Raw genomic sequence first — 21587 nt, 5'->3', positions numbered from 1 at the left:
ATAGAGGCAGGCTCACAGAAACATCGGATGGGTGCGCGAACGAATGAACGTGACCGTGTGGAACGAGTTCTATGAGGAGCGGACGTATCCCAGCGTCTCGTCGGTGTATCCCGACGGGCTGCACGTCGTCCTCGGGCAGGCGCTGGCCGAACACCTCGGCCCCGAGGCGCATGTACGCGTCGCGCTCCAGGAGGAGCCCGAGCACGGTCTGACCCAGGCCGTGCTCGACGAGACCGACGTCCTGCTCTGGTGGGGTCATCTCAAGCACGACGAGGTCAGTGACGAGGTCGTCGAGCGGGTCAGGCGGCGGGTGCTCGACGGCATGGGCCTGCTCATCCTGCACTCCGCCATCGAGTCGAAGGTCGCCCAGGTCCTGCTGGGCACCTCCTGCAAGATCGCCAGCTGGCGGCACGACGACAGTGAGCTGCTCTGGACGATCCTGCCGGGCCACGACATCGTCCGCGGCGTCCCCAACCCGGTCGTCATCCCCAAGGGCGAGATGTACGGCGAACCGCTCGACATCCCCGAGCCGGACGAGCTCGTCTTCATCAGCTCGTACGAGGGCGGCGAGGTGCTGCGCAGCGGCTGCGCGTGGCAGCGGGGCAAGGGCCGGATCTTCTTCTTCGCCCCCGGCCACGAGGAGTCCCCGATCTACTTCCAGCCCGAGATCAGGCGTGTGCTGGCCAACGCGGTCGAGTGGGCGACGCCGCCCGCCCAGCCCCAGCCGAAGGTCACCAGGAAGGGCGAATGGCCGCGGAACTGGTGGGCCGAGGCATGACCGACCTGATCCAGATCGGCCTGGGCCCCTGGGGGCTCGACTGGGCCGCGAACATCTTCCCGAAGCTCCCCGACGTCCGGGTGACCGGCTGGGTGGACGCCTCCCCCGAGGCGCGGGCCGCGTTCACCGCCAAGACCGGTGACGACAACGTGTTCGCCACCGTCGAGGAGGCGCTGGCGGCCACCGGTGCCGTGGCCGCTGTCGCGCCGGTCGCGATCGGCGCGCACGCGGCCGTCGCCCGGCAGGTCCTGGAGGCCGGCGCGCATCTGCTGCTGGAGAAGCCGTTCACCCTGGACGCCGCGAGCGCCAGGGAGCTCGCCGGCCTCGCGGAACGGAAGGGCCTGGTCTTCGGCATCGACCAGAACTACCGGATCTTCCCCGGCGCCCCGGTCGTCCGCGACCTGCTCGACCGGCGAGCCGTCGGCGCCGTCCGCCGGGTCTCGGTCGAATGGCACCGCGACCACGCCGGTGTCCGGGACGCCAATTCCCTGATCGAACTGGCCATCCACCACTTCGACCTGATGCGGTACCTGTTCGGGCGGGAGGGGGCGGCGATCACCTGCGTGCCCGTCACGCCCATACGCTCGGCCCAGGACCACACCCCCGGAGCCAGCCTCATCGTCGAGCTGGACGGCGGGCTCACGATCGACTACGTCCTGTCGAGTCAGGGGGTCGGGCCGCAGACGCCGTGGCCCGGCGTGTGGCGGATCTCCGGTGACGAAGGGCTGCTGACCTGGGGGGCCGCGCCGGACGACCACCGGGCCGTGTCGATCACCGACGCGGCCGGGCAGGTGCGCGCGGTCGAGGTGCCCGAGCTGCCACTGTTCGAGCGGGCCGGGGTGCTGCGGGCGTTCGTCGACGCCGTGGCGGGCACGGGTGAGCCGACCTCGCCCGCCGCCGACAACGCGCGCAGCGTCGCGATGCTGGAGGCCGCGCTGACCTCCGCCCGTACCGGGGAGCGGACGAGGGTCGAACAATGGTGACCTCCATCCGCACCGGGGAGCGGAGGAGGGTCGAACAATGGTGACCTCCGCCGCGAGGGCCGGGCGATGGTGACGGCCGCCGCCGACCGGGTCGCGACGCGCAAATCGCGGCAGCGGGCGGGCAGCACGCTGTTCGGCCCCAAGACGATGCTGTTCCTGCTGCCGGGCGCGATCTATCTCGCGGTGCTGTCGGTCTACCCGCTCATCGACCTGTTCCGTACGGCGTTCTCCGACGTGACCGCCGAGAACCTGCTGGGCGAGCGGCCGTTCAACGGGCTGGACAACATGTGGCGGGTGATCGAGGACCCGTCGTTCGGCCACGTGGTGCTCCAGACGCTGGCCATCGTGGTGATCGTGCTGGTCGTCGGGCTGGCCGGCGGGTTCGCCGCCGCGCTGATCCTGCGGCCACGCACCCGGCTGAGCGGCGTGACGCTGGGCGCGATGGTGTTCGTGTGGACGCTGCCGGCGGTGGTCGCCGGAAATCTATGGAAATTTCTGCTTGAGTCCGGCGGGCCGGTCAACTCGGTGCTGCTCTGGCTGCACCTGATCCAGCAGCCGGTCCCCTGGCTGGCCAACGGGACGCTGGCGATCGTCGTGCTCGGACTGGTCAACGCCTGGATGGTGGTGCCGTTCTGCGCGCTCGTGCTGCGCGCGGCGCTGCTCGACGTCTCCCAGGAGTTGCTGGAGGCCGCCGCGCTCGACGGCGCGGCCGGCTGGAAAGTGACCAGGCACATCGTGCTGCCGCTGCTGCGCCCGGTCATCTCCATCCTCGGCGTACTCGTCGTGATCAACGCCTTCCGCTCGTTCGACCTCATCTTCGTGATGACCAGCGGCGGGCCCGGCACCTCCACGACCACGCTGCCGTACCTGGGCTACCAGCAGGCGTTCAAGTTCTACGAGTTCGGCCAAGGGTCGTTCACCGCGACGTTGTCGCTGGTCATCGTGCTCTTCCTGAGCGCCGTCTACCTGCGGATGAACCGGAGGGAGCAGACATGACAGACGCCAAGCGCAACACCCCGGTCACCGTGCTCGGCTGCGTCCTCCTGCTGGCGATCTACGCGCTGCCGCTGTACTGGCTGCTGGCCACCTCGTTCAAGAGTCTCAAGGACGTGTTCGCCGGATCGGCTGCGGTCATCTTCAAGCCCACGCTCCAGGCCTACATCGACGTGTGGAACGGCGGCTTCGCCACCTCCGCCGTCAACTCCGTGATCATCGCCGTGTCCACCACGGTCATCGTGCTCGTCGTCGCCGTGCCCACCTCGTACGGACTGGCCCGGCTCAACGGCGCCGTGGTGACCGGCGGGCTGGCCGCGCTGATCATCCTGCAGATGGTGCCGGCCACCTCCACCCTCATCCCCCTGAACCGGCTGCTGGCCCAGTGGGGTCTGACCGGCAACCTGTACGGCGTCGCGCTCGCCATCGCCGCGACCAACCTGCCCTTCAGCATGCTGCTGCTGCGGCCGTTCTTCACCGGCGTGCCGATCGCCATCGAGGAGGCCGCCGCCAGCGACGGCGCGAGCAGATGGCAGCGGTTCGTCAAGATCGTGCTACCGATCACCCGTAACGGGATCGCCACCGTGGCCACCCTCACCTTCATCGGCGCGTGGGGCGAGTTCCTGTACGCGATCACCTTTCTCAGCGACCCGGGCCAATACCCGGTGAGCGCGCTGCTGGCGCAGCAAATGTCCTCCTACGGGGTGAACTGGCCGGGTCTCATGGCGGTCTCCGTCCTGGTCTCGGCCCCGACTGTATTGATCTATCTGTTCGGGCAGCGCCTGCTGGTCGGCGGTATCACGATGGGAAGCGTTCGTTGATCTCTGCAAGACTCCGCGTCGTCGCCGCCGCGGCGGCCCTGTGCGCCCTCGCCGCCTGCGGCACCTCCGGCTCCGGCGGCTCGGGCGACGCCAACAAGGTCACGTTCTGGCACTACTACGCCCAGGGCATCCCCGCCACCGCGAAGTTCACCAAGGACCTGAACGACACCTACGCCAAGGCCAAGCTGGCCAAGCCGCTGAACAGCGTGTACGTGCCCGGCGAGCAGCTCACCCAGAAGGTGATCGCCACGGCGGCCACCAAGCAGGGCCCCGACGTCTTCGTCCAGGGCGGCGCCGACCTGCTCCAGCTCATCAAGGCCGGCGCGATAGCCGACATCACCGCCCAGTTCGACAAATTCCCGGACAAGGCGCAGATCCCCGATGCGAACGTCATCAAGAAGGACGGCAAGGTCTACGGCGTCCAGGGCTTCAACAACACGACCGCCCTCTGGTACAACAAGACGATCCTCGACGAGCTGGGTATAACGCCGCCCACGACGATGGACGAGCTGAGCGCCGCCCTGGAGAAGATCGGCAAGAAGTACATCGGCATCGGCCTGCCCGGCCAGGGCGACCAGGACGTCAACGCCTTCTCCTTCATCACCGCGTACGGCTTCGACTACGCCAAGCCCGACGCCGCCGCCCTGGAGACCTCGCTCAAGCTGGTCGGCGGCTGGGCCGAGAAGGGCTATGTGCCCAGGGACGCCGCCACCTGGACCCCCGACGTCGCCTTCCAGAAGTTCACCGCCGGCGGCATGGCCTTCGTGCTCGGCGGCAACTGGCAGTACGGCAACGCCAAGAAGGCCGCCTCCTTCAAGTACGGCGTCGTGCCCGTGCCCAACGGGAGCGCCCCGGCCAAGGTCTACCAGTTCGGCGACAACGTGCACGTGAGCGCGTTCACCAAGGACAAGGACGCCGCCTTCAACGCCGTGGCCGCCATGTTCCTCAGCAAGGAAGGCGAGCTCGCCGCTCTAGAGGCGGGCAGCATGCCGGTGCGCAAGGACCTGGCCGACACCGAGGGCATGAAGGACCCGATCTACACCCAGTTCAACAAGGCCCTGGAGAACGGCGTGCCGTACCTGCTGCCCGGGTTCGGCACCGAGCTGACGCAGATGCGCAAGCCCGTGGCCGAGGCGTGGAGCGCCGTGCTCGCCGGACAGTCCTCCCCGAGCGAGGCCGCCACCACCGCGGTCGCCGCCATCCAGCGCGTCGCCAAATAGCGCGTCGCCGATTAGCGCCAAGTAGCGTCAAGTAGGAAGAGATCCGTATGCGCCTGCGCGCCATCCTCGCCCTCGCGATGCTGGTCGGTCTGCTCACCGCCGTACCGGCCCACGCCGAAGTCGTCCATCCTCGCCAGCAGTGGTTACGCGACTCCACCGCGGGCCTGTTCCTGCACTGGGGCATGTTCACCGCGCCCCGGCACCTGGACTGCGCCTCATGGGAACGCGACGTCACCGATGGCGGCTGGACCCCTGACTACTGGATCGACCAGGCCCGTGACCTCGGCGCCTCGTACATCGTCCTGGCCACCTTCCACAGCGCGCTGGGCTACGCCCGGCCCTGGCCGTCCGCGATCCCGGGCAGCTGCGCCACCCGCCGCGACTTCCTCGGCGAGCTGGTGAACGCCGGGAAGGCGAAGGGTGTGCGGGTCATGCTCTACATGACCGACGACCCGCAATGGCACAACAACACGGGCGTCGAGATGCTCGACTCGGCCGCCTACTCGGCGTACAAGGGCCGGCAGGTCGACATCACCACGCGACCCGGCTTCGGGATGTACAGCCAGGATCTTTTCCTGGAGGTTATGGAGAAATATCCGGACCTGGCGGGGTTCTGGATCGACAACGAGAACGAGTACTGGCAGCAGAACGGCCTGTACGACAAGGTCCGCGAACGGCGCCCGGACTGGCTGCTGAGCAACAACAACACCGACACCCCGATCATGGACACGGTCAGCAACGAGCAGAAGACCGGCATGACCCCCGCCTACGACTACCCGCAGGCGGCGTGGACCCCGATGCCGCGCCTGGTCGAGGCCGACTACAAGCTGCCCACGGTCGGCGACTGGTGGTACGACGGTGCCGACCACCCCGTGGACGCCCGCCTGTCCACCGGCCGGTACATCACCAACGCCGGCTCGTCGATGAAGTCACTGATGGCGGAGACCGCGATGGTCAACGGTAAGTTCCCGCCGCAGCAGGAGGCCTTCAACTCCTTCATGTCCACGTGGGTCCCGCCGATCAAGGAGTCACTGCACGCCACCGAGGGCGGCGGCTACATGTACGGCGGCCTGCAGCCCGGCTTCTGGAACGACGGCGCGCACGGCGTGATCACCGTCCGGCGCGACGACGGCGGGAAGGTCCAGTACGTCCACGTGCTCACCAAGCCCAGCACCGACCGCGTACGGCTGCGCGACAACGGCTATCGCGTCACCGGGGTGAGCGACCTGCGTACGGGCGAGCGGATGCGGTTCACCCAGTCCGGCGGCTCCCTGACGATCCTCGGCATCACGCGGTGGGACGACTACGACACGGTGTTCAAGGTCGAGACGGCCGGCCGCCAGGGCTTCCTCACCGGGGTCAAGGCCACGGCGTCCGCCGCGCAGGCCGACCATCCCGCCGCCGCCCTGGTAGACGGTGATTTCACGAAATATTGGGACTCCGCGGGCAACCTGCCGGTGTCGGTGACACTGGACCTCGGCAAGCGGAAGAAGGTGGCCTATCTGGCGGTCAACCAGCGCGAATGGTCGCCTGTCCTGGCCAGGGTGACCTTCGGGCGGCCCGAGGACTCCGCCCGGATCAAGGACTACCGCGTCTACGTCAGCGACGACGGCCGCCGCTGGGACAAGCCGGTGCGGGCCGGCGCAATGCGCAGCGCCCGCGGCATGCAGGTCCTCGACCTCGGCGAGCAGCACGGCCGCTACGTGAAGCTGGAGGTGCTCAACACCTGGGCGGGCGCGCAGGCGCCACGCTTCCACCGCAAGCTCCGGATCGACGAGATCCAGGTCGCGGACTCGTACCCGGTCTCGCGCGACAACCTGCCGCTTGAGGCGGAGCGGCAGCAGCGGACGGGCCGGGCCCGCGTCGAATCCTGCGCCGCCTGCTCGGGCGGGGCCCAGGTGGTCGGGCTGCGGGACGGCGCGCTCACCTACCGCGACGTGGGCGTCCCGGCGGCGGGCGAGTACCGCCTGCAGATCGACCACACCTCCGCCACGCCCGCGACGCTGTCGGTCGCCGTCAACGGCGCGGCGCCGGTCCAGGTGCGGGTGCCGGGCGACAACAAGGGCGTCCCCGCCTCCAGCGCCCTGCCCGTCACCCTGAAGGCGGGCGCCAACACGATCACCCTGTCCGGGGACGCGGGAGTGGACCGCCTGGCGGTCGCCCCGATGCCGCCCGCCTCGTACACCCCCAAGACCACCATGACCGTCGACCCGGCCGGCCTGCAGTGGGTCAGCCCCGGGCAGCAGACGCTGCGGGTCTCGGCCACGCTGCGCCTGGACAGCGAGGACGTGCTCGACCAGGTCGCGTTCGCCCCTGCCGTCCCGGCGGGCTGGACCGTCCAAGGCGAGCCGATCAAGGCGTCCGCGCTACGGCTCGGGCAGACGCTGGCGGGCTCGTGGACGCTCACCTCACCCCCCGGAAAGGACGTGACCGCGACAGACATCCCGATCTCCGCCACCTTCCAGTCGCTCGGCCGCCCCTACACGGTCACGAACCAGGTCGGAGTGCGTCCGCGTCCCGCCGACCGGGTGTTCATGCGGGAGGCCGAGGACTCACGCAACAAGATCGGCGAAGCCGGGATCACCGCCTGCGCGGCCTGCTCGGGCGGTCAGAAGGTACGCAACATCGGTGGCGGGCCGGACCAGGGCAGCGAACCGAACGCCTATGTGCTGGTCGAGGACGTCACGGTCCCTGAGGCAGGGGCGTACACGCTGTACATCGACTTCACGGTGAACGGCCCCAAGTCGTACTCCGTGACGGTCAACGGCGGCACACCGACCGAGGTGAAGGTGAACGGGACGACCAACAACACCCTCTACACCGTCAGCGTCCCCGTCACGCTGAAGGCCGGCCCGAACACCATCAAACTCCACAACGACACGACCCCGGCCCCGGACCTGGACCGCGTCTCTCTCGGCCTCGGCTGAGCAGGAGCGGACCCCGGCGCGGATCTCCCGCGCCGGGGTCCATGCCCGGAGCCGCGGCTAGCCATATGACTTGCCGACGCTGTCGAGCAGGTGCTCAAGGGTGTCGTAGGAGGGGATGTCCACGACGTCGATGAGGTCGGTCGCGACGCGTACCTGGTGATCCGCGGCGACCTTGGCGAAGTCGGCGGCGTCCGCCGACCGGAACCCGTGCTCGGCGGCGAGCCGCTGCAGCTGCGCGTCGGTGCTGAGCAGGCGTCCGACGCGGTCGCCGGACGCGTTGAGCGGCACGAGCGTGTGCTTGGACATCACCGTCGGCGACGGGTACATCAGCACCATCCCCGGCTTGATCTGCCCTCGCGTGGCGGCGTCGACGAACTGCGCCTCGTAGATCCACACCATCGGCGACGGGCCCATGCCCACCGTGAGGTATTCGTTGAACGGCCCCTCGGAGGTGTTGTCGGTGTAGCCCTGGCTGGTGAAGAGCTGGGTCACCAGGGGCAGCACGTTCTTCTCGGCGGTGGTGCCGTGCACGACCTTGCTGCCGTTCGCGACATAGCTGGTGATCGCCAGGTACATGGCCGCGGAGTTCGACGTGCGCGGGTCCGTCGTGGAGATCAGGATGTTCTTGTCGACGCGGTAGTCGGAGTTGCCCGTGAGCTGGTCCCACTTCGTGTCCGTGGTGACCAGTTCGAGGTAGCGGCCAATGTTGAAGGTCGGCACGGGGCCCTGCTTCACGACGCCCGCCTTGGTGAGCAGGTCCGCGATCGGCTGGAACGTCGCGATCGCCATGGGCGAGGAGAACGGCGTGTACTTCGTACTGACCTTGCGCTTGCGCTGGATGTACTCACCCGCCGGCGCACTCGACGGGAACGCGAAGTCGAAGCGACTGAGGTCTACCGAGGTGGCGATCTGCCGGGAACCGGCTGATTCGATCTCGACCTTCACCCCCTTGTCGGCGAACGCCCGCACCACCTGTGGGTCCTCGAAGAACGCCTTCTTCTCGGAGCCGATCACGCCCCGCACGACCGTGAGCGGCGGGGCCGGGGGCGGGGCCTCCGTCTTCCCGAGGTTCACGACCACCACGGCGGCGACCACGACGACCGCGACGCCCAGGCCGATCGGGAGCAGCACCTTGCGGCTGGGCATTCTCTCCATTACCGCGACCTTGGCGGGCGCAGGCTCAGCGGGCGCAGGCGCGGGCCCGGCGGGTGCGGGCGCGGGCCCGGCGGGTGCGGGCGCGGGCCCGGCGGGCGCGGCCTTGGCGGGGGGTGCTTCGGCGGGGGGTGCTTCGGCGGGGGGTGCTTCGGCGGGCGTGGGCGCCGCCACCCGTGCCGTCAGCTCACCGCGAGCGATGCGTTCGACCATGACGGGGACGAAGTCACGGACCGGAAGACCGTCGAAGCGGCGATAAGCCGCCTGCATCACGCTCTCGACGTGCTCGGCGGAATGTGTGCCGGCGAAGACCTGCACCAGGTGGTCGGTGGTCCGGCGAATCGCCTGTTCCTCGCGGAGGTTATCGCCGCTCACCAATATCTCCCCGACGCATCAATTATCAGATATCGCAGCAGGCCGCCATGCCCGCCCGATCATGCGAGACCCCACCATATAGGGGGTTTCGGCCGCGTTGATAATCACGTCGGCTGTTATTTAAAACCCGCAGGTAAGGGCGATATGGCCGCACCCCCGGAAATCATCTGTTCATATTAGCCAGCCCATTCGTTAAGCGAAATAAACAAATTCGTTCATCACCGAGCGGGTGCGGTGGCGCCGAGCAGGGCCAGGCAGTTCGTCCACAGAGCGTCGAGGCGTTGGGTGTTGTTGTAGAGCTTGGCGAAGAGCACCTGGCCTTCGAGCTGAGCGACGACGGATCGCGCCGCCTCGTGGGCGTCGACGACAGTGACCTCGCCGCGCTCCTGGGCTTCGGTGATGACCTTCTCCACCATGTCGACCTGCGACTCGAAGATCTGCTGCAGGCGTTCGCGGAGGGCTTCGGTCTGGTTGCTCATCTCCAGGGTCAGGTTTCCGAAAAGGCAGCCCGAGACGGTGCCGCAGCTCTGCTGCCCGGCGCGCTGGTCGGCCTCGGTGGCCTCGAACAGCTGCCGCAGTCGCTGGAGGGGCGGGTCATCGCCGCGCAGGATACGGTTCCAGTTGCCGTGCTGGCCGGCCCAGTGCTCGTCGATGACGGCCAGGGCGAGCTCCTCCTTGGAGTTGAAGAAGTAGTAAAAGCTACCCTTCGGCACGCCTGCCGCCTTGCAGATCTCGGCCACGCCCAGCGCGGAGTAGCCACGCAGCTCGATGAGCGTCTGCGCGGCGCTGAGGATCCTCTCCTTGGCATCACTGGTTCGTCCCATACCATCAGTGTACGTCTTACTAGACCGGTCGACTATCGATCTCCCTCGGGGTGTCCCATCTCACTTTGACGAATTGTCGACCGGTCGTCTACATTGCAAATAGACGACCGGTCGGCTAGTAATCCGTCCGGTGACATCCTCACTCACCAAGAAGGTCATCATGAGCATCCAAAAGGTCGCGGTCATCACCGGAGCGTCGCAGGGCATCGGGGCCGGACTCGTCGCCGCCTACCGCAAGCTCGGCTACGCCGTCGTCGCCACCTCACGGACGATCGCCCCCGCCGACGACACCGGCGTCGTGACCGTCCAGGGCGACATCGCCGACCCCGTCACCGCCGAGCGCGTCATCGCCGCCGGCATCGAGCGCTTCGGCCGTATCGACACGCTGGTCAACAACGCGGGGATCTTCATCGCCAAGCCCTTCACCGATTACACGGCCGCCGACTACGCCGCCGTGAGCGGTGTGAACCTGACCGGGTTCTTCCAGATCACCCAGCTGGCCATCCCGTACATGCTCGCCCAAGGCGGCGGCCACATCGTCAACATCACCACCAGCCTGGTCGACAACGCCGACGCCAACGTCCCCTCCGTGCTCGCCTCGCTGACGAAGGGCGGCCTGCAGTCCGCCACCAAGTCCCTGGCCATCGAGTACGCGACTCGCGGCGTCCGCGTCAACGCCGTCTCACCGGGCACGATCAAGACCCCGATGCACCCGGCCGAGATCCACCAGACCCTCGCCGGCCTGCACCCGGTCGGGCGGATGGGCGAGGTGAGCGACATCGCCGACGCGGTGGTCTACCTTGAGACGGCACCGTTCGTCACCGGCGAGATCCTGCACGTAGACGGAGGTATGAGCGCCGGCCACTGACCGCCGCACAGAAGCGGCATCGCGACGGTCCTCGCCGCGTCAGTCGTCCGCCTCATCCTCCTCATCCGAACCGTCCTCATCCGAATCGTCCTCGGCGTCATCCTCGTCGTCCCAGTCGTCCTCATCGTCGTCCCACAGGTCGCTCGTCGGCAGCGGGTGCTCGTCGTCGATGAGGGAACTGTCCACCGAGCGGCGCCAGGCGCCCCTCTCGTCCGGGTCGGCCCAGTCCTCCTCGGTGATCCTCGGGACGGGGATGGTGGCCCGCCGGTGGTCGACCATCCAGGAGTTGCGGAAGAAGTCGAACTTGAGGTGGTAGCAGCCGGCGGACTCGGCGTACATGATGGGCGGGACGAGGAACTGCGTCACGCCGACCTTGGCCGCGACGGTCACATAGTCCTCGGGAAAGGATTCGTCGTTCCAGCAGGCGGCGAAGTTCACCGGCTTGAGCGCGCCCTTGCCGAGCACGTGGATGAGGGTGTCCTGGATGACGAACCGGTCTGGGTCAAGGGCCACGTCCTCGCCGAGCATGAGGATCGGGGCGGGCAGGATGTGCGCTTTGGCGAAGGACTGCGCGTCGGTGTAGAGCTCGATGATCTCGTCGTGGCGCGTGGGGTCGTAGCCTCCGGAGGAGTGGAACGGGCAGCAGATCCGGCCGTTGGGCCGCTCCGGCTCGGGGAAGAACGCGGATTTGTCGACCCGTGTCATGGCCGAGCCGCTATGCCGGGCCCGCAGGAACTCCGGGATCCAGCCGGCGTTGTCGGACTCGATCACCTCTGTCCGGCAGAGCGCCCGGAACGCGGTGTCGCCGAGCTTGCAGTTGAAGTAGTCGAGAAGGGTGAGCGCGGCGCACTCCGCCAGCGACAATGCCTCGGCCTTGGGGAACCAGAAGTCGTAGCCGTTGGCCACGAAGTGCACGCCACGGAACTCCTTGTGCACGAAGGTCTCACGGCTGCGGCCTCCCCCCAAGCCGCTCCAGTGGGCGGCCGCCACCTGGTTGTAGTACGCGTCGGCGGACCGGGCCAACTCTGGCGCGAACACACTCTCACCGGTCAGGTAGCACGCCTTGCTGAACAGCTCACCGATCTCCGGCGCCTCGGTGACCTCGTCGGCGGTGAAGATGAGTTCGGTACGCAGGAACACCTTGCGGCCGTCGCGGTAGGGGGCGCCCTCGTGCTCGTACCGCTGATCGAAGATCACACACGTGAAGTCGCCGATCTCGCTGAGCGCGGCACCTCCGACCAGGTCGAGCGCCGGCGATCCCGTACCGCCGGTCAGGTACAGCAGCACCGTGTACCGGGAGATGTGCCGCCGCACCGCGTCGAAGTACGGCGTGTCCCGATGCCGGTGGAAGTTCGCGTCGCCCGGCTCGAACCGGTTGCACCTGAACACCGGGTTCACGTGCGAGAACCCCTCCACCGCCGCCGGAGGCAACGCATCGGCCACCGCCTCGGTCAACGCCTCGGCCAGCAGCGCCGAGTGGAAGATGAACCGATCACCGCCCCGGGACGCGGCATTCAGCGGCGGCACGTACAGGTTCAGCTCATCCAGCTGTGCCAGCCGGGCCCGGGCCTGCGCCGGCAACCGCAGCGAGAACGAGAACACCCCCTCAGCGTGCTCCGCCCGCCCGGCCAGTTCCGCCTCCAACGGCACGTCCTCGAACAGGCGGTCCAGCGGGACGATGTTCTCGAAGGTGCGAAAGGACAACTCGTGCGGATCCACGAACACCGCCGCCAGGTACGGCGCGTCCGCGCTGGGCCGGGCGAACAGATCCCGCACCCGCTCGTCGATTCGCTCGGCGTCAATGAACCGCACCGCCTTGAACCGCGCCGACGGATGCCACGAGATGTCCAGTCCATCGACCGTCGCGGCCGGCTCGGCATCGGTCGCGTCCACCTCCGCCCGATACCGAGCGGCCTCATCGGCGGCCACGTCCCCGGTCGACAGGACGAAGAACCGATCCCGAAGTTCGATGCTCATACGCACCTCCACAAGCTGCGCAACCCCGACGGAAGGTTCGCGGCATTCGCCAGTTTCCGCACGCCTGCCTCGCCCACATCGGTGCCGTACAGCCACAGCCGCGTGAGGGACCCGACGAACGGGGCGGCGAGCAGGGCTTCCGCGCCCGCCTCGCCGATGTCGTTGTACCGCAGGTCGAGCACGGTCAGCTCCGGAAACCGATGCAGGGAACGCACGCCCTCGGCGGTCGCCCTGTTGCGCTGCAGGAGCAGGCGGCGCAGTCCGCGCAGGTGTGGGGACGCCCCGAGGGCCGCCAGACCGGCGTCGCCGATACGGCAATACCGCAGTTCCAGCGCCCGTAACCGGTCGGTGCGGAGCGAGGCGGCGAGAATCTCGGCGCCGTCGGGGCCGAGATCCAGATAGGAGAGATCAAGCTCGACGAGTCGCCCGACATCCAGTCCGTCGAGCATCCGCATGTCCAAGCGGCCGGGGCGCACCTCCCCCTCGTCGTCGTCTTCCTCGTCGTCGTCCCAATCGTCGTCGTCCCAGTCGTCGTCCCAGTCGTCGTCCTCGTCGTCGTCCTCGTCGGCCGTCGCGTTCGGCGTGATTCTCAGCGTGGTGACGAACCGCCCACGCAGCACCTGCTCCACGACCTCGCGGACGTCGTCCGACCACTGGACGGCCACTTCCGCGGCGAACCCGTACCGGCGCGCCAGCACACGCGCCGTCGCCGGCAACCCGTCGTCCCATCCGTCCTCGTGCTCCGCGACGAGGTCGGCGATCTCGCGCTCCACGGCCGGGCGATCGGCGGGGCGGGTACGCGCCAGACGCTGCTCAAGGCGGATCAGCGTGCCTCTGGCGTCGCCCTGCTCCAGCAGCCAGTCACTGTAGGCACCCCACGAGGCCAGGTCATCGGGATGAGCCCGTAACGCGTCTTCGACGGCGGTCACTTGCATTCGTACGAATGTACGGAGATCGACAGATGTGTCAAGGCGCCGCACACCATCAGCGAACAGACCCCAAGTGACCTCGCGGGCAGGTATTCTGCTGCGCCGAGTACATGATCGCTGGGGTGAACAGCCCAGCGGCACAAGTACATCCTGGCGTCCTCGGACGGAGTCAGGGGCCCGCCTCAGCTGGAGGTCTCCACCGTGAATCCACCGGGTTCAGCCCGTTCGGCAACCGACGACCGGGACGCGGAGCGCATGCCCCGGGACGACACCGCCGCCGAGAGGCGGGCGTGGGAGTCCGCGGCCCGTGCCTGCTACCAGAAGATCGGGCTCCCGTTCCCCGAACGGGTCGTGTGGGTGTCCTCACCGCTCGTCGGCGCGTTCGCCGCACCGATCGCCGCCTGTCTGAGCACCGGCCACCGCAACAACCGCGTCCTGGAGTCTGTCTACCGCGCGGTGGACGATACCGCCGGTGAGGCCGTCGGTCACGCGGTGCGCGCCGCGGTCCGGGTCGCGGCCGATGGCGCGGTGAGCGATCCGGTGCACGGCGCGGCGGCCACCGCCCTGCACACCGAGATCGCCGAGACGATGGCCTCCGCGGTGCGGGAAAAAGCGCGCGTCACGCCTGCCTACAAGGAGAGCCGGAAGGTGCCCACCGGCGTATTGGCCACGCTCGCCACGGCGTTGGAAGCGGCCGTGGAGGCGGCGGTGGACGCGGCGGTGGGCGGCCCACGGCAGGACACGATCCGCGGCGAGGTGCGTCGGCTGTGGCGGGCCCATCTGGCGGGCCAGCGGTCCGACACCTGGCTGACCCTGGTCGGCCTCTTCGTGCAGGACGCGGTCCCGCCGATCGACGAGCACCGGTCGTGGCTAACCGTCGCGGAGCAGGCCGCGGCGCGATCCGCACCCGCCGGCTGGTGGTGGTGGCCTTTCCAGGACTTTGTCATGCTCTGCCCGCGCCCGGCCGAGCTGCACCTCGAGCAAGTCGGCGAGGACGCCGGAGCCACGCATCGGCCACATCGCGCCGACGGCCCCGCGGTCGACTGGGCCGACGGGTTCGGGCTGTACTTCTGGCACGGCACCCACGTCACCCAAGCCGTCATCGACGACACCCTCACCGCCGACGAGATCCTCCGCGAAACCAACGTCGAGATCCGCCGCTGTGCCATCGAACGTCGCGGCTGGGATCGCTTCATCACCGAGGCCCGCCTCGCCCAGGTCGGCCCCGCTGTACCCGACCCCGGCAACCCCGGGCAGACCCTCACCCTGCACGAGGTCCCCGCGGACATCTACGCCACACGCGTGCGGGTCCTGCTGTGCACCAACGGCACCGTCGAACGGGACGGCACCCGCCGCCGCTTCGGCCTAACCGTCCCCGCCGACTGCGCCGACCCGCTCCAAGCCGCCGCCTGGACCTACGGCCTCACCTCCGCGCAGTACATCACGGCGCAACGACGATCCTGACCCTCCGCCCACCGGCAAAGGAGCCCGAAAAGATGCCCACCATCGAACAGGCCATCGCCACCTTCGGCGTCACCATCGACGAGCACCTCGACCGGCACGCCGAGATCCCCGTCCTGTCCGGCCTGCAGTTCCAGGGCGATGTCGCCGTCGTACCGGTCAACCGGGATCCGGCCCGCACCCCCGTCCCCGAGACCGGCGTCCCGATCGTCCGCGGCCAGGCCGAGGCCAACACCCACCTCCTGCTGGCCACCGGCAAGGCGTTCTTCAGCCCGGAGCGCTTCGGCGGCGGACTGGTGCTCGGTGTGCTGACCGTCGCGGAGGGGGCGACCGCCTACCTCGCGCATCCCGAACACGCCTTCACCGGCATCGCACCGGGTACCTACGAGCTGCGGCGCCAGCGCGAGCAGGCCGGCGAAGCCCGGCTCGTCGCCGATTGAGAGTGCCGCCTCTGGCCCGTGGTGCGTCTCAGGTCACCAGCCCCCTGCGGTAGGCATAGACCACGGCCTGCACGCGGTCACGCAGGTCGAGCTTGGTGAGAATACGCGACACGTACGTCTTGACGGTCTCCTGGCTGATCACCAGTGTCGCGGCGATCTCGCTGTTGGACAGGCCGTCGGCGATGAGACGCAGGACCTCCAGTTCGCGCGGGGTCAGCGCGATGCCGTCCGGGGTGTCCTCGGCGGGACGGATCCTCGACGCGTACCTGCCGACGAGCCGCCGCGTCACCTCGGGTGCCAGCAGGGCGGCACCCGTCGCGACGGTGCGGATGCCGTTCAGCAGCTGCGCCGGTGGGGCGTCCTTCAGCAGGAACCCGCTCGCGCCCGCGCGCAGCGCCTCGTACACGTACTCGTCCAGGTTGAACGTCGTCACCACGAGCACCTTGATCGGATCCGCCACCCCGGCACCGGCCAGCAGGCGGGTCGCCTCGATCCCGTCGAGCACCGGCATCCGAACATCCATCACCACCATGTCCGGCTTCAGCCGGCGGGCGAGGTCGACCGCGGCGCGACCGTCCCCGCACTCCCCCACCACCTCGAGGTCGGGCTGCGCACCGATGATCGTCGCGAACCCGGTACGAATCAGCGCTTGGTCGTCGCAGATCAGCACCCGAACCGGCGCGCTCACGACAGGCTCCCCGCTTGGTCGTCGCAGATCAGGACCCGAACAACCGGCGCGTTCACGACGGGTTCCCCGCGGGGACGCGTGCCCGCACGACGAAGCCGCCGCCCGTGGGCCGGTCCGCGCTGAACTCGCCGCCCAGGGCGTCGACCCGCTCCTGGAGCCCGGCGAGACCCCGCCCGCTCCCGCCAGGGGAGCCCCTCCGTGAGCCGGAACCATCGGTGCTGACCTCCACGCTGATCTCCTTCCGGCCATAGCGCACGTGGACCACGGTGCGGCTGCCGTGGGCGTACTTGAGGGCGTTCGTCAGAGCCTCCTGCACGACCCGGTAGGTCACGAACTCGGCGCTGCCGGCCGACTCCGCCGGCCGGCCCTCCTCGGTGAACTCCACCGGCTGCCCGGCCTGGCGCGTCTGCTCCACGAGCGCGTGCAGCTCGCCGACGGACGGCGTCCTGACGTCGGTGTCGTGGCCGGGGTTGAGCAGGTCGAGCAGGTGCCGCAGGTCGGCGATGGCCCGGCGGCCGGTGTCGGTGACGGCGCTCAGCGTCTCGTCGAGGCGGTCGGGTACGGCGGTCAGATAGCGAGCCGCCTCGGCCTGTACGACCATCGCCGTCACGTGGTGAGTCACGACGTCGTGGAGCTCGCGGGCGATGCGGGTGCGCTCGGCGGTGCGCGTGGCCTCGGCGACGTGGCGGCGGAGTTCGGCCTCGGCGGCCCGGGTGGAGCGCAGCCAAGCCCCGATGCCCCAGGCGAGCACCACCGCCAGGTAGAAAAGCACGAATCCTTCCGGCCGCTCGGGCCCGCCGGGCCGGTCCAGCGCGACCGCCAGCGGCACGTACGCCACGGAGAGCAGAACCACGATGACGCGACGGTGACGCTCCAGATGGGCGCCCGCGCTCATCGCCGCGATGGCCAGCCCGGTGCCCGCCAACGCGTGGTAGCCGCGTAGCTGATCGAGCGCGAAGCCGAGCGACACCAGGATGAGGCAGACGGCCGGCCACCGCCGGCGCACGGCGAGCGGGAGGCTCTGAAGGGCGACCGCCACGACGGCCAGCGCGTCGTAGGGGCGGAGCGGTATGTCGCCCACCTGCGTCCCGGCGCTCTGCAGGCCCGGCAGGAACGACGCGACGGCCAGCAGCAGCGCGAGCGGAGAATCCCGGACCGTGACGTCGCACCGCCGCCACAGATCCGGGACCCGATGGAGACCGATCACTGGGAGAGCGTAGCGGTCGTGCCAGGCCGGGCGGCGCGCCGGCGAGGGACCAGGTTGCCGCGACGGCAGGCCAGCCACATGAACGCGATCGTCGCCAGCACGCCGAAGACCACCGAGTACAGGCTGCCCTCCGGCCCGAAGTCGCCTCCTGTGAGCAGGGCCGGGCCTGATGTCACCCCGTGCAACAGCCCCTCCGTCGCGCCGTTGCCGGAGACTTCGGTGCCGAAGATGCCGGCCGCGGCGAAGTTCCAGCCGAAGTGCAGGCCGATCGGCATCCACAGGGTGCGGGTGGCGACGTACGCCGCGGCGAGCATGCCACCTCCCTCGATCGCGATAGCGAGCGCGCCCCACAGGCTGGCGTGCTGGTTGAACAGGTGCACCATGCCGAACAGCAGACCCGTCAGTGTCAGCGCCATCCACGTGCCGGTGCGTTCCTCGACGATCCGGAACAGAACGCCGCGAAAGAGCAGTTCCTCCGTCGCGGCGGCGGCGGCCATGAACCCGACCATCCCGACCGCGCTCGCCACCGAGCCGCCGCCGTCAACCCGGTAGCCGCCTATGAGGGCGATGTTCGCGATGACGGCCGTGAACAACCCGATACCGATCAGAGTCCCCCTGCCCACGGCGGTGGCGGCACCTTTCGTGGCCACTTCCACCGGGTCGCGGCGTTCGGACCACCGCACCACCCGGGCGTACACGAACACCGCGAGCCCGGCCGTCGCGACACCGAGAACCAGGGTGAGAAACGCGTTCCCCTGTACCGCGCCCACGACCAGGCTGCCGACGAAGGCAACCACCGCGACGGCCACGAGCTGCTTCAACAGCCGCATGACGACTCCTCTGAGAGGTTCCCTGAGCTTCCGCGGCCGGAGCGCCGCGGCTACGTCGAGAACGCTAGGGATCCGGCGACCGGGAATCGTCACCGCGTGGTGGACACTCGCGGGTAGCTCGCACGGGGGACAAACGCCCCGCGCACGACCTCAGCCGGGAATCCGGGCCGCGATGGCGTCCAGCAGCGCGGCCAGGCCGAACTCGAACTCCTCGCGGCTGCCCACGCGGGACAGCTCTTCGGCGTGGGCGACCAGGACGGGGTGCCGGTCGGGGTCCAAACGCTCGTAGAGCCTCTGGCGCATCCGTTGCTCCTCCGGGTCGGCGGTGTCCACGCCTTGGCTGAACTGCACCGAGCCGATCACGAATGTCGCGAGCGCTGATGCCGTGGCGTAGGCATCCCGGACGCTCAGCCCGATGCCGATGAGCTGCCCGAGCCAGTACTCCATCCCGCTCAGCGAGCTCGGGCCCAGCCGCTCGGTGCCGCGCAGGAACGCGACCAGTCCCGGATGCGCGAGCAGGAAATCGCGGAACGAGTGCGACTGCCATTCCACGGTCTGCCGCCAGTCCAGGCCCTGTGGCGGTGGATTCAGGCCCTGTCCCACGGCTCGATCCATGGCGAGGACCACGAGTTCGTCCCGGCTGGTGACGTGCCGATACAGCGCGGCCTGACTGCACTGGAGCTGCTGGGCGAGACGGCGCATGGTCAGCGCGTCCGCGCCTTCGGAGTCCAGGAGGGACAGCGCGGCGTCGGCGATCAGATCGAGTGACAGCATCCGCCGACGCCGCGGGCGGTCATCGGCGTTCTCGGCCCGGGCCAGCCACCAGGCCGCGGTGCCGGCCCGGATCGGCGTGGCGTCTTCCATGTGCATCCACCCTCTTGCTAAGCGAACCGCGTTCACTTAGTCTAAGTGAACTGCGTTCGCTTAGACTACGCTAGCGAAGGGACAGTCATGCTCGCCGTGAGGAACACCGAGTCCGGGATCCGCGCCGTCACGGTCGACGAACCGTCCGGTCCGGGCGTGCGGCTGCGCATCGCCTCTGCCGGAATCTGCGGCACCGACGTGTCGTTCGCCGCCATGGGGCTGCGCGGCTTCACGTACGGGCACGAAATGGCCGGCACCACCCCGGACGGCCAGGTCTGGGCGGTCGAACCCTCGCTCTACTGCGGCAACTGCGCCGAGTGCGCGAGCGGCAACGTCCAGCGCTGCGACGCCGAGGGGCACGGTGTGCTGGGGATCTTCCGGGATGGCGGCATGGCCTCGGAGATCGTCGTCCCGGAGTTCACCCTGCTCCCGCTCCCCGGCGGGCTGCCGGTGGAGGACGCGTGCCTGGTCGAGCCGGGCTCGGTGGCCTGGCACGGGGTAGGCAGGGCCGGACTGGTCGCCGGGGAACGCCTGGCCGTCGTGGGCGGCGGATCCATCGGGCTGCTGGCCGCCGCGGCCGCCCGCCGGATGGGATTCGAGGTCGACGTCGAGGCGCGGCACGAACACCAGAGACGCGCCGCCGACAAGCTGGGGGCCGGGCGCCCGCACGGCCGGTACGACGTGGTCATCGACACGGCCGGCGGCCCCACCGCGCTGACCCGATGCGCCGAACTGGCCCGGCCGGGCGGCCGCGTCGTGGTGGTCGGCGTGTACTTCGAGACCGCCCCGGTCCCCGGTTCGGCGAGCCTGGTGAAAGAGCTCACATACATCAACGCCATCGCGTACGACCACCGCGACGGCCGCCGCGAGTTCGCCGACGTGGCCGCGATGCTGGCCGAGCAGCCGGAGATCGCGGAGACCGTCATCACGCACCGGTTCCCGCTGGCGGAGGCGACCGAGGCGTTCCAGGTCGCCGCCGACCGGTCCACCGGCGCGATCAAGGTAGTCCTGCACCCATAACTGATCAAGGTGACAAGGGCTCTATCTCGCGTGCCTTCATGACACTTCGTACCTAAGGAAGGGCCGATGGAAATCACCGCCGCCGTGGTCCGCTCGTTCGACCACCCGCCCCGCTACGAGTTGTTCGATCTGCCCGCGCCCGCCGACGAGGACGAGGTGGTCCTCGACGTGCTCGCGGTCGGGCTGCACCCCCGGGTGCGCACCGGAGCCTCCGGCCGGCACTACACCAGCACCGGCAAGCTGCCGATGGTCCCCGGCGTGGACGGCGTCGGCCGCCTCCCGGACGGCCGTCTGGTCTACTTCGTGGCCGACGACGAGCTGACCGGGCCGATGGCCACCCGCACCGTGGTCGACGCGCGCCGGTGCGTCCCGCTGCCGGCCGACGCGGACGTGGTCAAGCTGGCCGCCGCGATGAACCCGGCCATGTCGTCCTGGGTCGCGCTTCGCCGGCGGGTGCCGATCCGGCCCGGCCAGTCGGTGCTGGTCCTGGGCGCCACCGGCAACGCCGGTCAGATGGCGATCCAGGTCGCCAAGCGGCTCGGCGCCGGGCGGGTGGTCGGCGCCGGACGCGACAAGGACCGCCTGGCCCTGCTGCCGGGGATCGGCGCGGACGCCACGGTCGCCCTCACCGACACCGCCGAAACAGACACCGCCGGGCCCGGCACCACCGAGGCCGACGCCGCGTTGGCCGAGGCGGCCGCCGAGGTGGACCTGGTGATCGACTACCTGTGGGGCAGGCCGGCCGCCTCCGCGATCATGGCGCTGCTGATGGGCCGCGCGGACCGCAGCCGCGAGCTGAACTGGATCCAGATCGGCTCGATGGCCGGTCCCACCATCGAGCTGCCATCCGTGGCACTGCGCTCGGCGAACTTCCGGCTGCAGGGCAACGGCCAGGGTGCCGTGTCCACCCGGGCGTACCTGGAGGAGCTGCCGTCCCTGGTGGACGAGATCGACCACGGCGGGATCGCGGTCACCGCCCGGGCGGTCCCGCTGGCCGACGTGGAGTCCGCGTGGCGCGCGCCCGAGGTGGCCGGCGTCCGCACCGTGCTGGTCACCGGGGAGGTCTGAGCCATGCCCGACCTTCACCTACACCGCACCGCACGACGGTACGGCGTTTGCCCACCTCCCCTCCCCTGCTCGGCGAGGGTCTGGACGACCGTGCGTTCGCCCCCCGGATTGCGGGTACGTGAGCCCGGGGGGCTCGAGCATCCATGACGACCAGGGGGACGT

General features: G+C 69.4%; 19 protein-coding genes. 11 read left to right on the top strand and 8 right to left on the bottom strand.

Annotated elements, in window-relative coordinates; all coding sequences use genetic code 11:
- Positions 1-31: 31 nt before the first annotated feature.
- The 6 genes from ACQP2T_RS14015 (at position 32) to ACQP2T_RS13990 (ending at position 7722) form a co-directional block, all read left to right on the top strand.
- Positions 32-778: a ThuA domain-containing protein gene (locus tag ACQP2T_RS14015; RefSeq protein ID WP_433516581.1), complete on the top strand. Its 747-nt coding sequence runs from the start codon at positions 32-34 to the stop codon at positions 776-778.
- Positions 748-1761 (top strand): Gfo/Idh/MocA family protein, encoded by a 1014-nt coding sequence (locus tag ACQP2T_RS14010; RefSeq protein WP_433516580.1) that lies wholly within the window; start codon positions 748-750, stop codon positions 1759-1761. The genes ACQP2T_RS14015 and ACQP2T_RS14010 overlap by 31 nt, the downstream gene beginning before the upstream one ends.
- A gap of 66 nt (positions 1762-1827) precedes the next feature.
- Positions 1828-2757 (top strand): carbohydrate ABC transporter permease, encoded by a 930-nt coding sequence (locus tag ACQP2T_RS14005; RefSeq protein ID WP_433516579.1) that lies wholly within the window; start codon positions 1828-1830, stop codon positions 2755-2757.
- A complete protein-coding gene (locus tag ACQP2T_RS14000) occupies positions 2754-3575 on the top strand; it encodes a carbohydrate ABC transporter permease (protein ID WP_433516578.1) in 822 nt (273 codons plus the stop codon). Before ACQP2T_RS14005 ends, ACQP2T_RS14000 begins: the two co-directional genes overlap by 4 nt.
- Entirely contained in the window at positions 3572-4795 is a 1224-nt protein-coding gene (locus ACQP2T_RS13995; RefSeq protein WP_433516577.1) for a sugar ABC transporter substrate-binding protein, read from the top strand. The genes ACQP2T_RS14000 and ACQP2T_RS13995 overlap by 4 nt, the downstream gene beginning before the upstream one ends.
- Positions 4796-4842: 47 nt before the next feature.
- Complete coding sequence (locus ACQP2T_RS13990; RefSeq protein ID WP_433516576.1) at positions 4843-7722, top strand: CBM35 domain-containing protein; 2880 nt, start codon at positions 4843-4845, stop codon at positions 7720-7722.
- Between the two features lie 57 nt (positions 7723-7779).
- Here the strand turns inward: ACQP2T_RS13990 and ACQP2T_RS13985 are convergent, their stop codons facing one another.
- Together ACQP2T_RS13985 and ACQP2T_RS13980 are read right to left on the bottom strand one after the other, a co-directional pair.
- Positions 7780-9249: a three-helix bundle dimerization domain-containing protein gene (locus tag ACQP2T_RS13985; RefSeq protein ID WP_433516575.1), complete on the bottom strand. Its 1470-nt coding sequence runs from the start codon at positions 9247-9249 to the stop codon at positions 7780-7782.
- 218 nt (positions 9250-9467) lie between these two features.
- Positions 9468-10073, bottom strand: a complete 606-nt coding sequence (locus ACQP2T_RS13980; protein WP_433516574.1) for a TetR/AcrR family transcriptional regulator — start codon at positions 10071-10073, stop codon at positions 9468-9470.
- Positions 10074-10233: 160 nt separating this feature from the next.
- On the opposite strand from ACQP2T_RS13980, the gene ACQP2T_RS13975 reads away from it, so the two are divergent.
- The gene (locus ACQP2T_RS13975) at positions 10234-10941 is read left to right on the top strand and encodes an SDR family NAD(P)-dependent oxidoreductase (RefSeq protein WP_433516573.1); all 708 of its coding nucleotides are present in this window, start codon (positions 10234-10236) and stop codon (positions 10939-10941) included.
- Positions 10942-10980: 39 nt separating this feature from the next.
- Here the strand turns inward: ACQP2T_RS13975 and ACQP2T_RS13970 are convergent, their stop codons facing one another.
- Together ACQP2T_RS13970 and ACQP2T_RS13965 are read right to left on the bottom strand one after the other, a co-directional pair.
- On the bottom strand, positions 10981-12918 hold the full coding sequence (locus tag ACQP2T_RS13970) for a hypothetical protein (RefSeq protein WP_433516572.1): 1938 nt from the start codon (positions 12916-12918) through the stop codon (positions 10981-10983).
- Positions 12915-13853 carry a TIGR02996 domain-containing protein gene (locus ACQP2T_RS13965; protein WP_433516571.1) on the bottom strand — a complete coding sequence of 313 codons (939 nt, stop codon included), beginning with the start codon at positions 13851-13853 and terminating at the stop codon, positions 12915-12917. Before ACQP2T_RS13965 ends, ACQP2T_RS13970 begins: the two co-directional genes overlap by 4 nt.
- Positions 13854-14102: 249 nt before the next feature.
- Here ACQP2T_RS13965 and ACQP2T_RS13960 point away from each other — a divergent pair, with 249 nt between their 5' ends.
- Together ACQP2T_RS13960 and ACQP2T_RS13955 are read left to right on the top strand one after the other, a co-directional pair.
- Positions 14103-15311, top strand: a complete 1209-nt coding sequence (locus ACQP2T_RS13960) for a DUF6745 domain-containing protein (RefSeq protein WP_433516570.1) — start codon at positions 14103-14105, stop codon at positions 15309-15311.
- 32 nt (positions 15312-15343) lie between these two features.
- Positions 15344-15748: a hypothetical protein gene (locus ACQP2T_RS13955; RefSeq protein WP_433516569.1), complete on the top strand. Its 405-nt coding sequence runs from the start codon at positions 15344-15346 to the stop codon at positions 15746-15748.
- 28 nt (positions 15749-15776) lie between these two features.
- On the opposite strand, the gene ACQP2T_RS13950 is transcribed toward ACQP2T_RS13955, so the two are convergent.
- The 4 genes from ACQP2T_RS13950 to ACQP2T_RS13935 form a co-directional block, all read right to left on the bottom strand.
- Entirely contained in the window at positions 15777-16436 is a 660-nt protein-coding gene (locus ACQP2T_RS13950) for a response regulator (RefSeq protein WP_433516568.1), read from the bottom strand.
- Between the two features lie 52 nt (positions 16437-16488).
- Positions 16489-17643 carry a sensor histidine kinase gene (locus tag ACQP2T_RS13945; RefSeq protein WP_433516567.1) on the bottom strand — a complete coding sequence of 385 codons (1155 nt, stop codon included), beginning with the start codon at positions 17641-17643 and terminating at the stop codon, positions 16489-16491.
- On the bottom strand, positions 17640-18473 hold the full coding sequence (locus tag ACQP2T_RS13940; protein WP_433516566.1) for a lysostaphin resistance A-like protein: 834 nt from the start codon (positions 18471-18473) through the stop codon (positions 17640-17642). Before ACQP2T_RS13940 ends, ACQP2T_RS13945 begins: the two co-directional genes overlap by 4 nt.
- Positions 18474-18623: 150 nt before the next feature.
- The gene (locus ACQP2T_RS13935; protein WP_433516565.1) at positions 18624-19337 is read right to left on the bottom strand and encodes a TetR/AcrR family transcriptional regulator; all 714 of its coding nucleotides are present in this window, start codon (positions 19335-19337) and stop codon (positions 18624-18626) included.
- 87 nt (positions 19338-19424) lie between these two features.
- Here ACQP2T_RS13935 and ACQP2T_RS13930 point away from each other — a divergent pair, with 87 nt between their 5' ends.
- A complete protein-coding gene (locus tag ACQP2T_RS13930) occupies positions 19425-20357 on the top strand; it encodes a zinc-dependent alcohol dehydrogenase (RefSeq protein ID WP_433516564.1) in 933 nt (310 codons plus the stop codon).
- 66 nt (positions 20358-20423) lie between these two features.
- Positions 20424-21425, top strand: a complete 1002-nt coding sequence (locus ACQP2T_RS13925) for a quinone oxidoreductase family protein (protein ID WP_433516563.1) — start codon at positions 20424-20426, stop codon at positions 21423-21425.
- The last annotated feature ends 162 nt before the right edge of the window (positions 21426-21587 follow it).

Source organism: Nonomuraea sp. CA-143628, assembly GCF_050942315.1.
GTDB lineage: Bacteria > Actinomycetota > Actinomycetes > Streptosporangiales > Streptosporangiaceae > Nonomuraea.
The sequence above is the reverse complement of the archived record's forward strand: the minus strand, read 5'-3'. Positions and strand labels throughout refer to the sequence as shown.

What these genes read in the sequence shown, in the direction of transcription:
- ACQP2T_RS14010 (WP_433516580.1), top strand. Translation starts at nt 748, where the DNA reads ATGGCCGCGGAACTGGTGGGCCGAGGCATGACCGACCTGATCCAGATC.
- ACQP2T_RS14005 (WP_433516579.1), top strand. Translation starts at nt 1,828, where the DNA reads ATGGTGACGGCCGCCGCCGACCGGGTCGCGACGCGCAAATCGCGGCAG.
- ACQP2T_RS14000 (WP_433516578.1), top strand. Translation starts at nt 2,754, where the DNA reads ATGACAGACGCCAAGCGCAACACCCCGGTCACCGTGCTCGGCTGCGTC.
- ACQP2T_RS13990 (WP_433516576.1), top strand. Translation starts at nt 4,843, where the DNA reads ATGCGCCTGCGCGCCATCCTCGCCCTCGCGATGCTGGTCGGTCTGCTC.
- ACQP2T_RS13980 (WP_433516574.1), bottom strand. Translation starts at nt 10,073, where the DNA reads ATGGGACGAACCAGTGATGCCAAGGAGAGGATCCTCAGCGCCGCGCAG.
- ACQP2T_RS13975 (WP_433516573.1), top strand. Translation starts at nt 10,234, where the DNA reads ATGAGCATCCAAAAGGTCGCGGTCATCACCGGAGCGTCGCAGGGCATC.
- ACQP2T_RS13970 (WP_433516572.1), bottom strand. Translation starts at nt 12,918, where the DNA reads ATGAGCATCGAACTTCGGGATCGGTTCTTCGTCCTGTCGACCGGGGAC.
- ACQP2T_RS13965 (WP_433516571.1), bottom strand. Translation starts at nt 13,853, where the DNA reads ATGCAAGTGACCGCCGTCGAAGACGCGTTACGGGCTCATCCCGATGAC.
- ACQP2T_RS13960 (WP_433516570.1), top strand. Translation starts at nt 14,103, where the DNA reads ATGCCCCGGGACGACACCGCCGCCGAGAGGCGGGCGTGGGAGTCCGCG.
- ACQP2T_RS13955 (WP_433516569.1), top strand. Translation starts at nt 15,344, where the DNA reads ATGCCCACCATCGAACAGGCCATCGCCACCTTCGGCGTCACCATCGAC.
- ACQP2T_RS13940 (WP_433516566.1), bottom strand. Translation starts at nt 18,473, where the DNA reads ATGCGGCTGTTGAAGCAGCTCGTGGCCGTCGCGGTGGTTGCCTTCGTC.
- ACQP2T_RS13935 (WP_433516565.1), bottom strand. Translation starts at nt 19,337, where the DNA reads ATGGAAGACGCCACGCCGATCCGGGCCGGCACCGCGGCCTGGTGGCTG.
- ACQP2T_RS13930 (WP_433516564.1), top strand. Translation starts at nt 19,425, where the DNA reads ATGCTCGCCGTGAGGAACACCGAGTCCGGGATCCGCGCCGTCACGGTC.
- ACQP2T_RS13925 (WP_433516563.1), top strand. Translation starts at nt 20,424, where the DNA reads ATGGAAATCACCGCCGCCGTGGTCCGCTCGTTCGACCACCCGCCCCGC.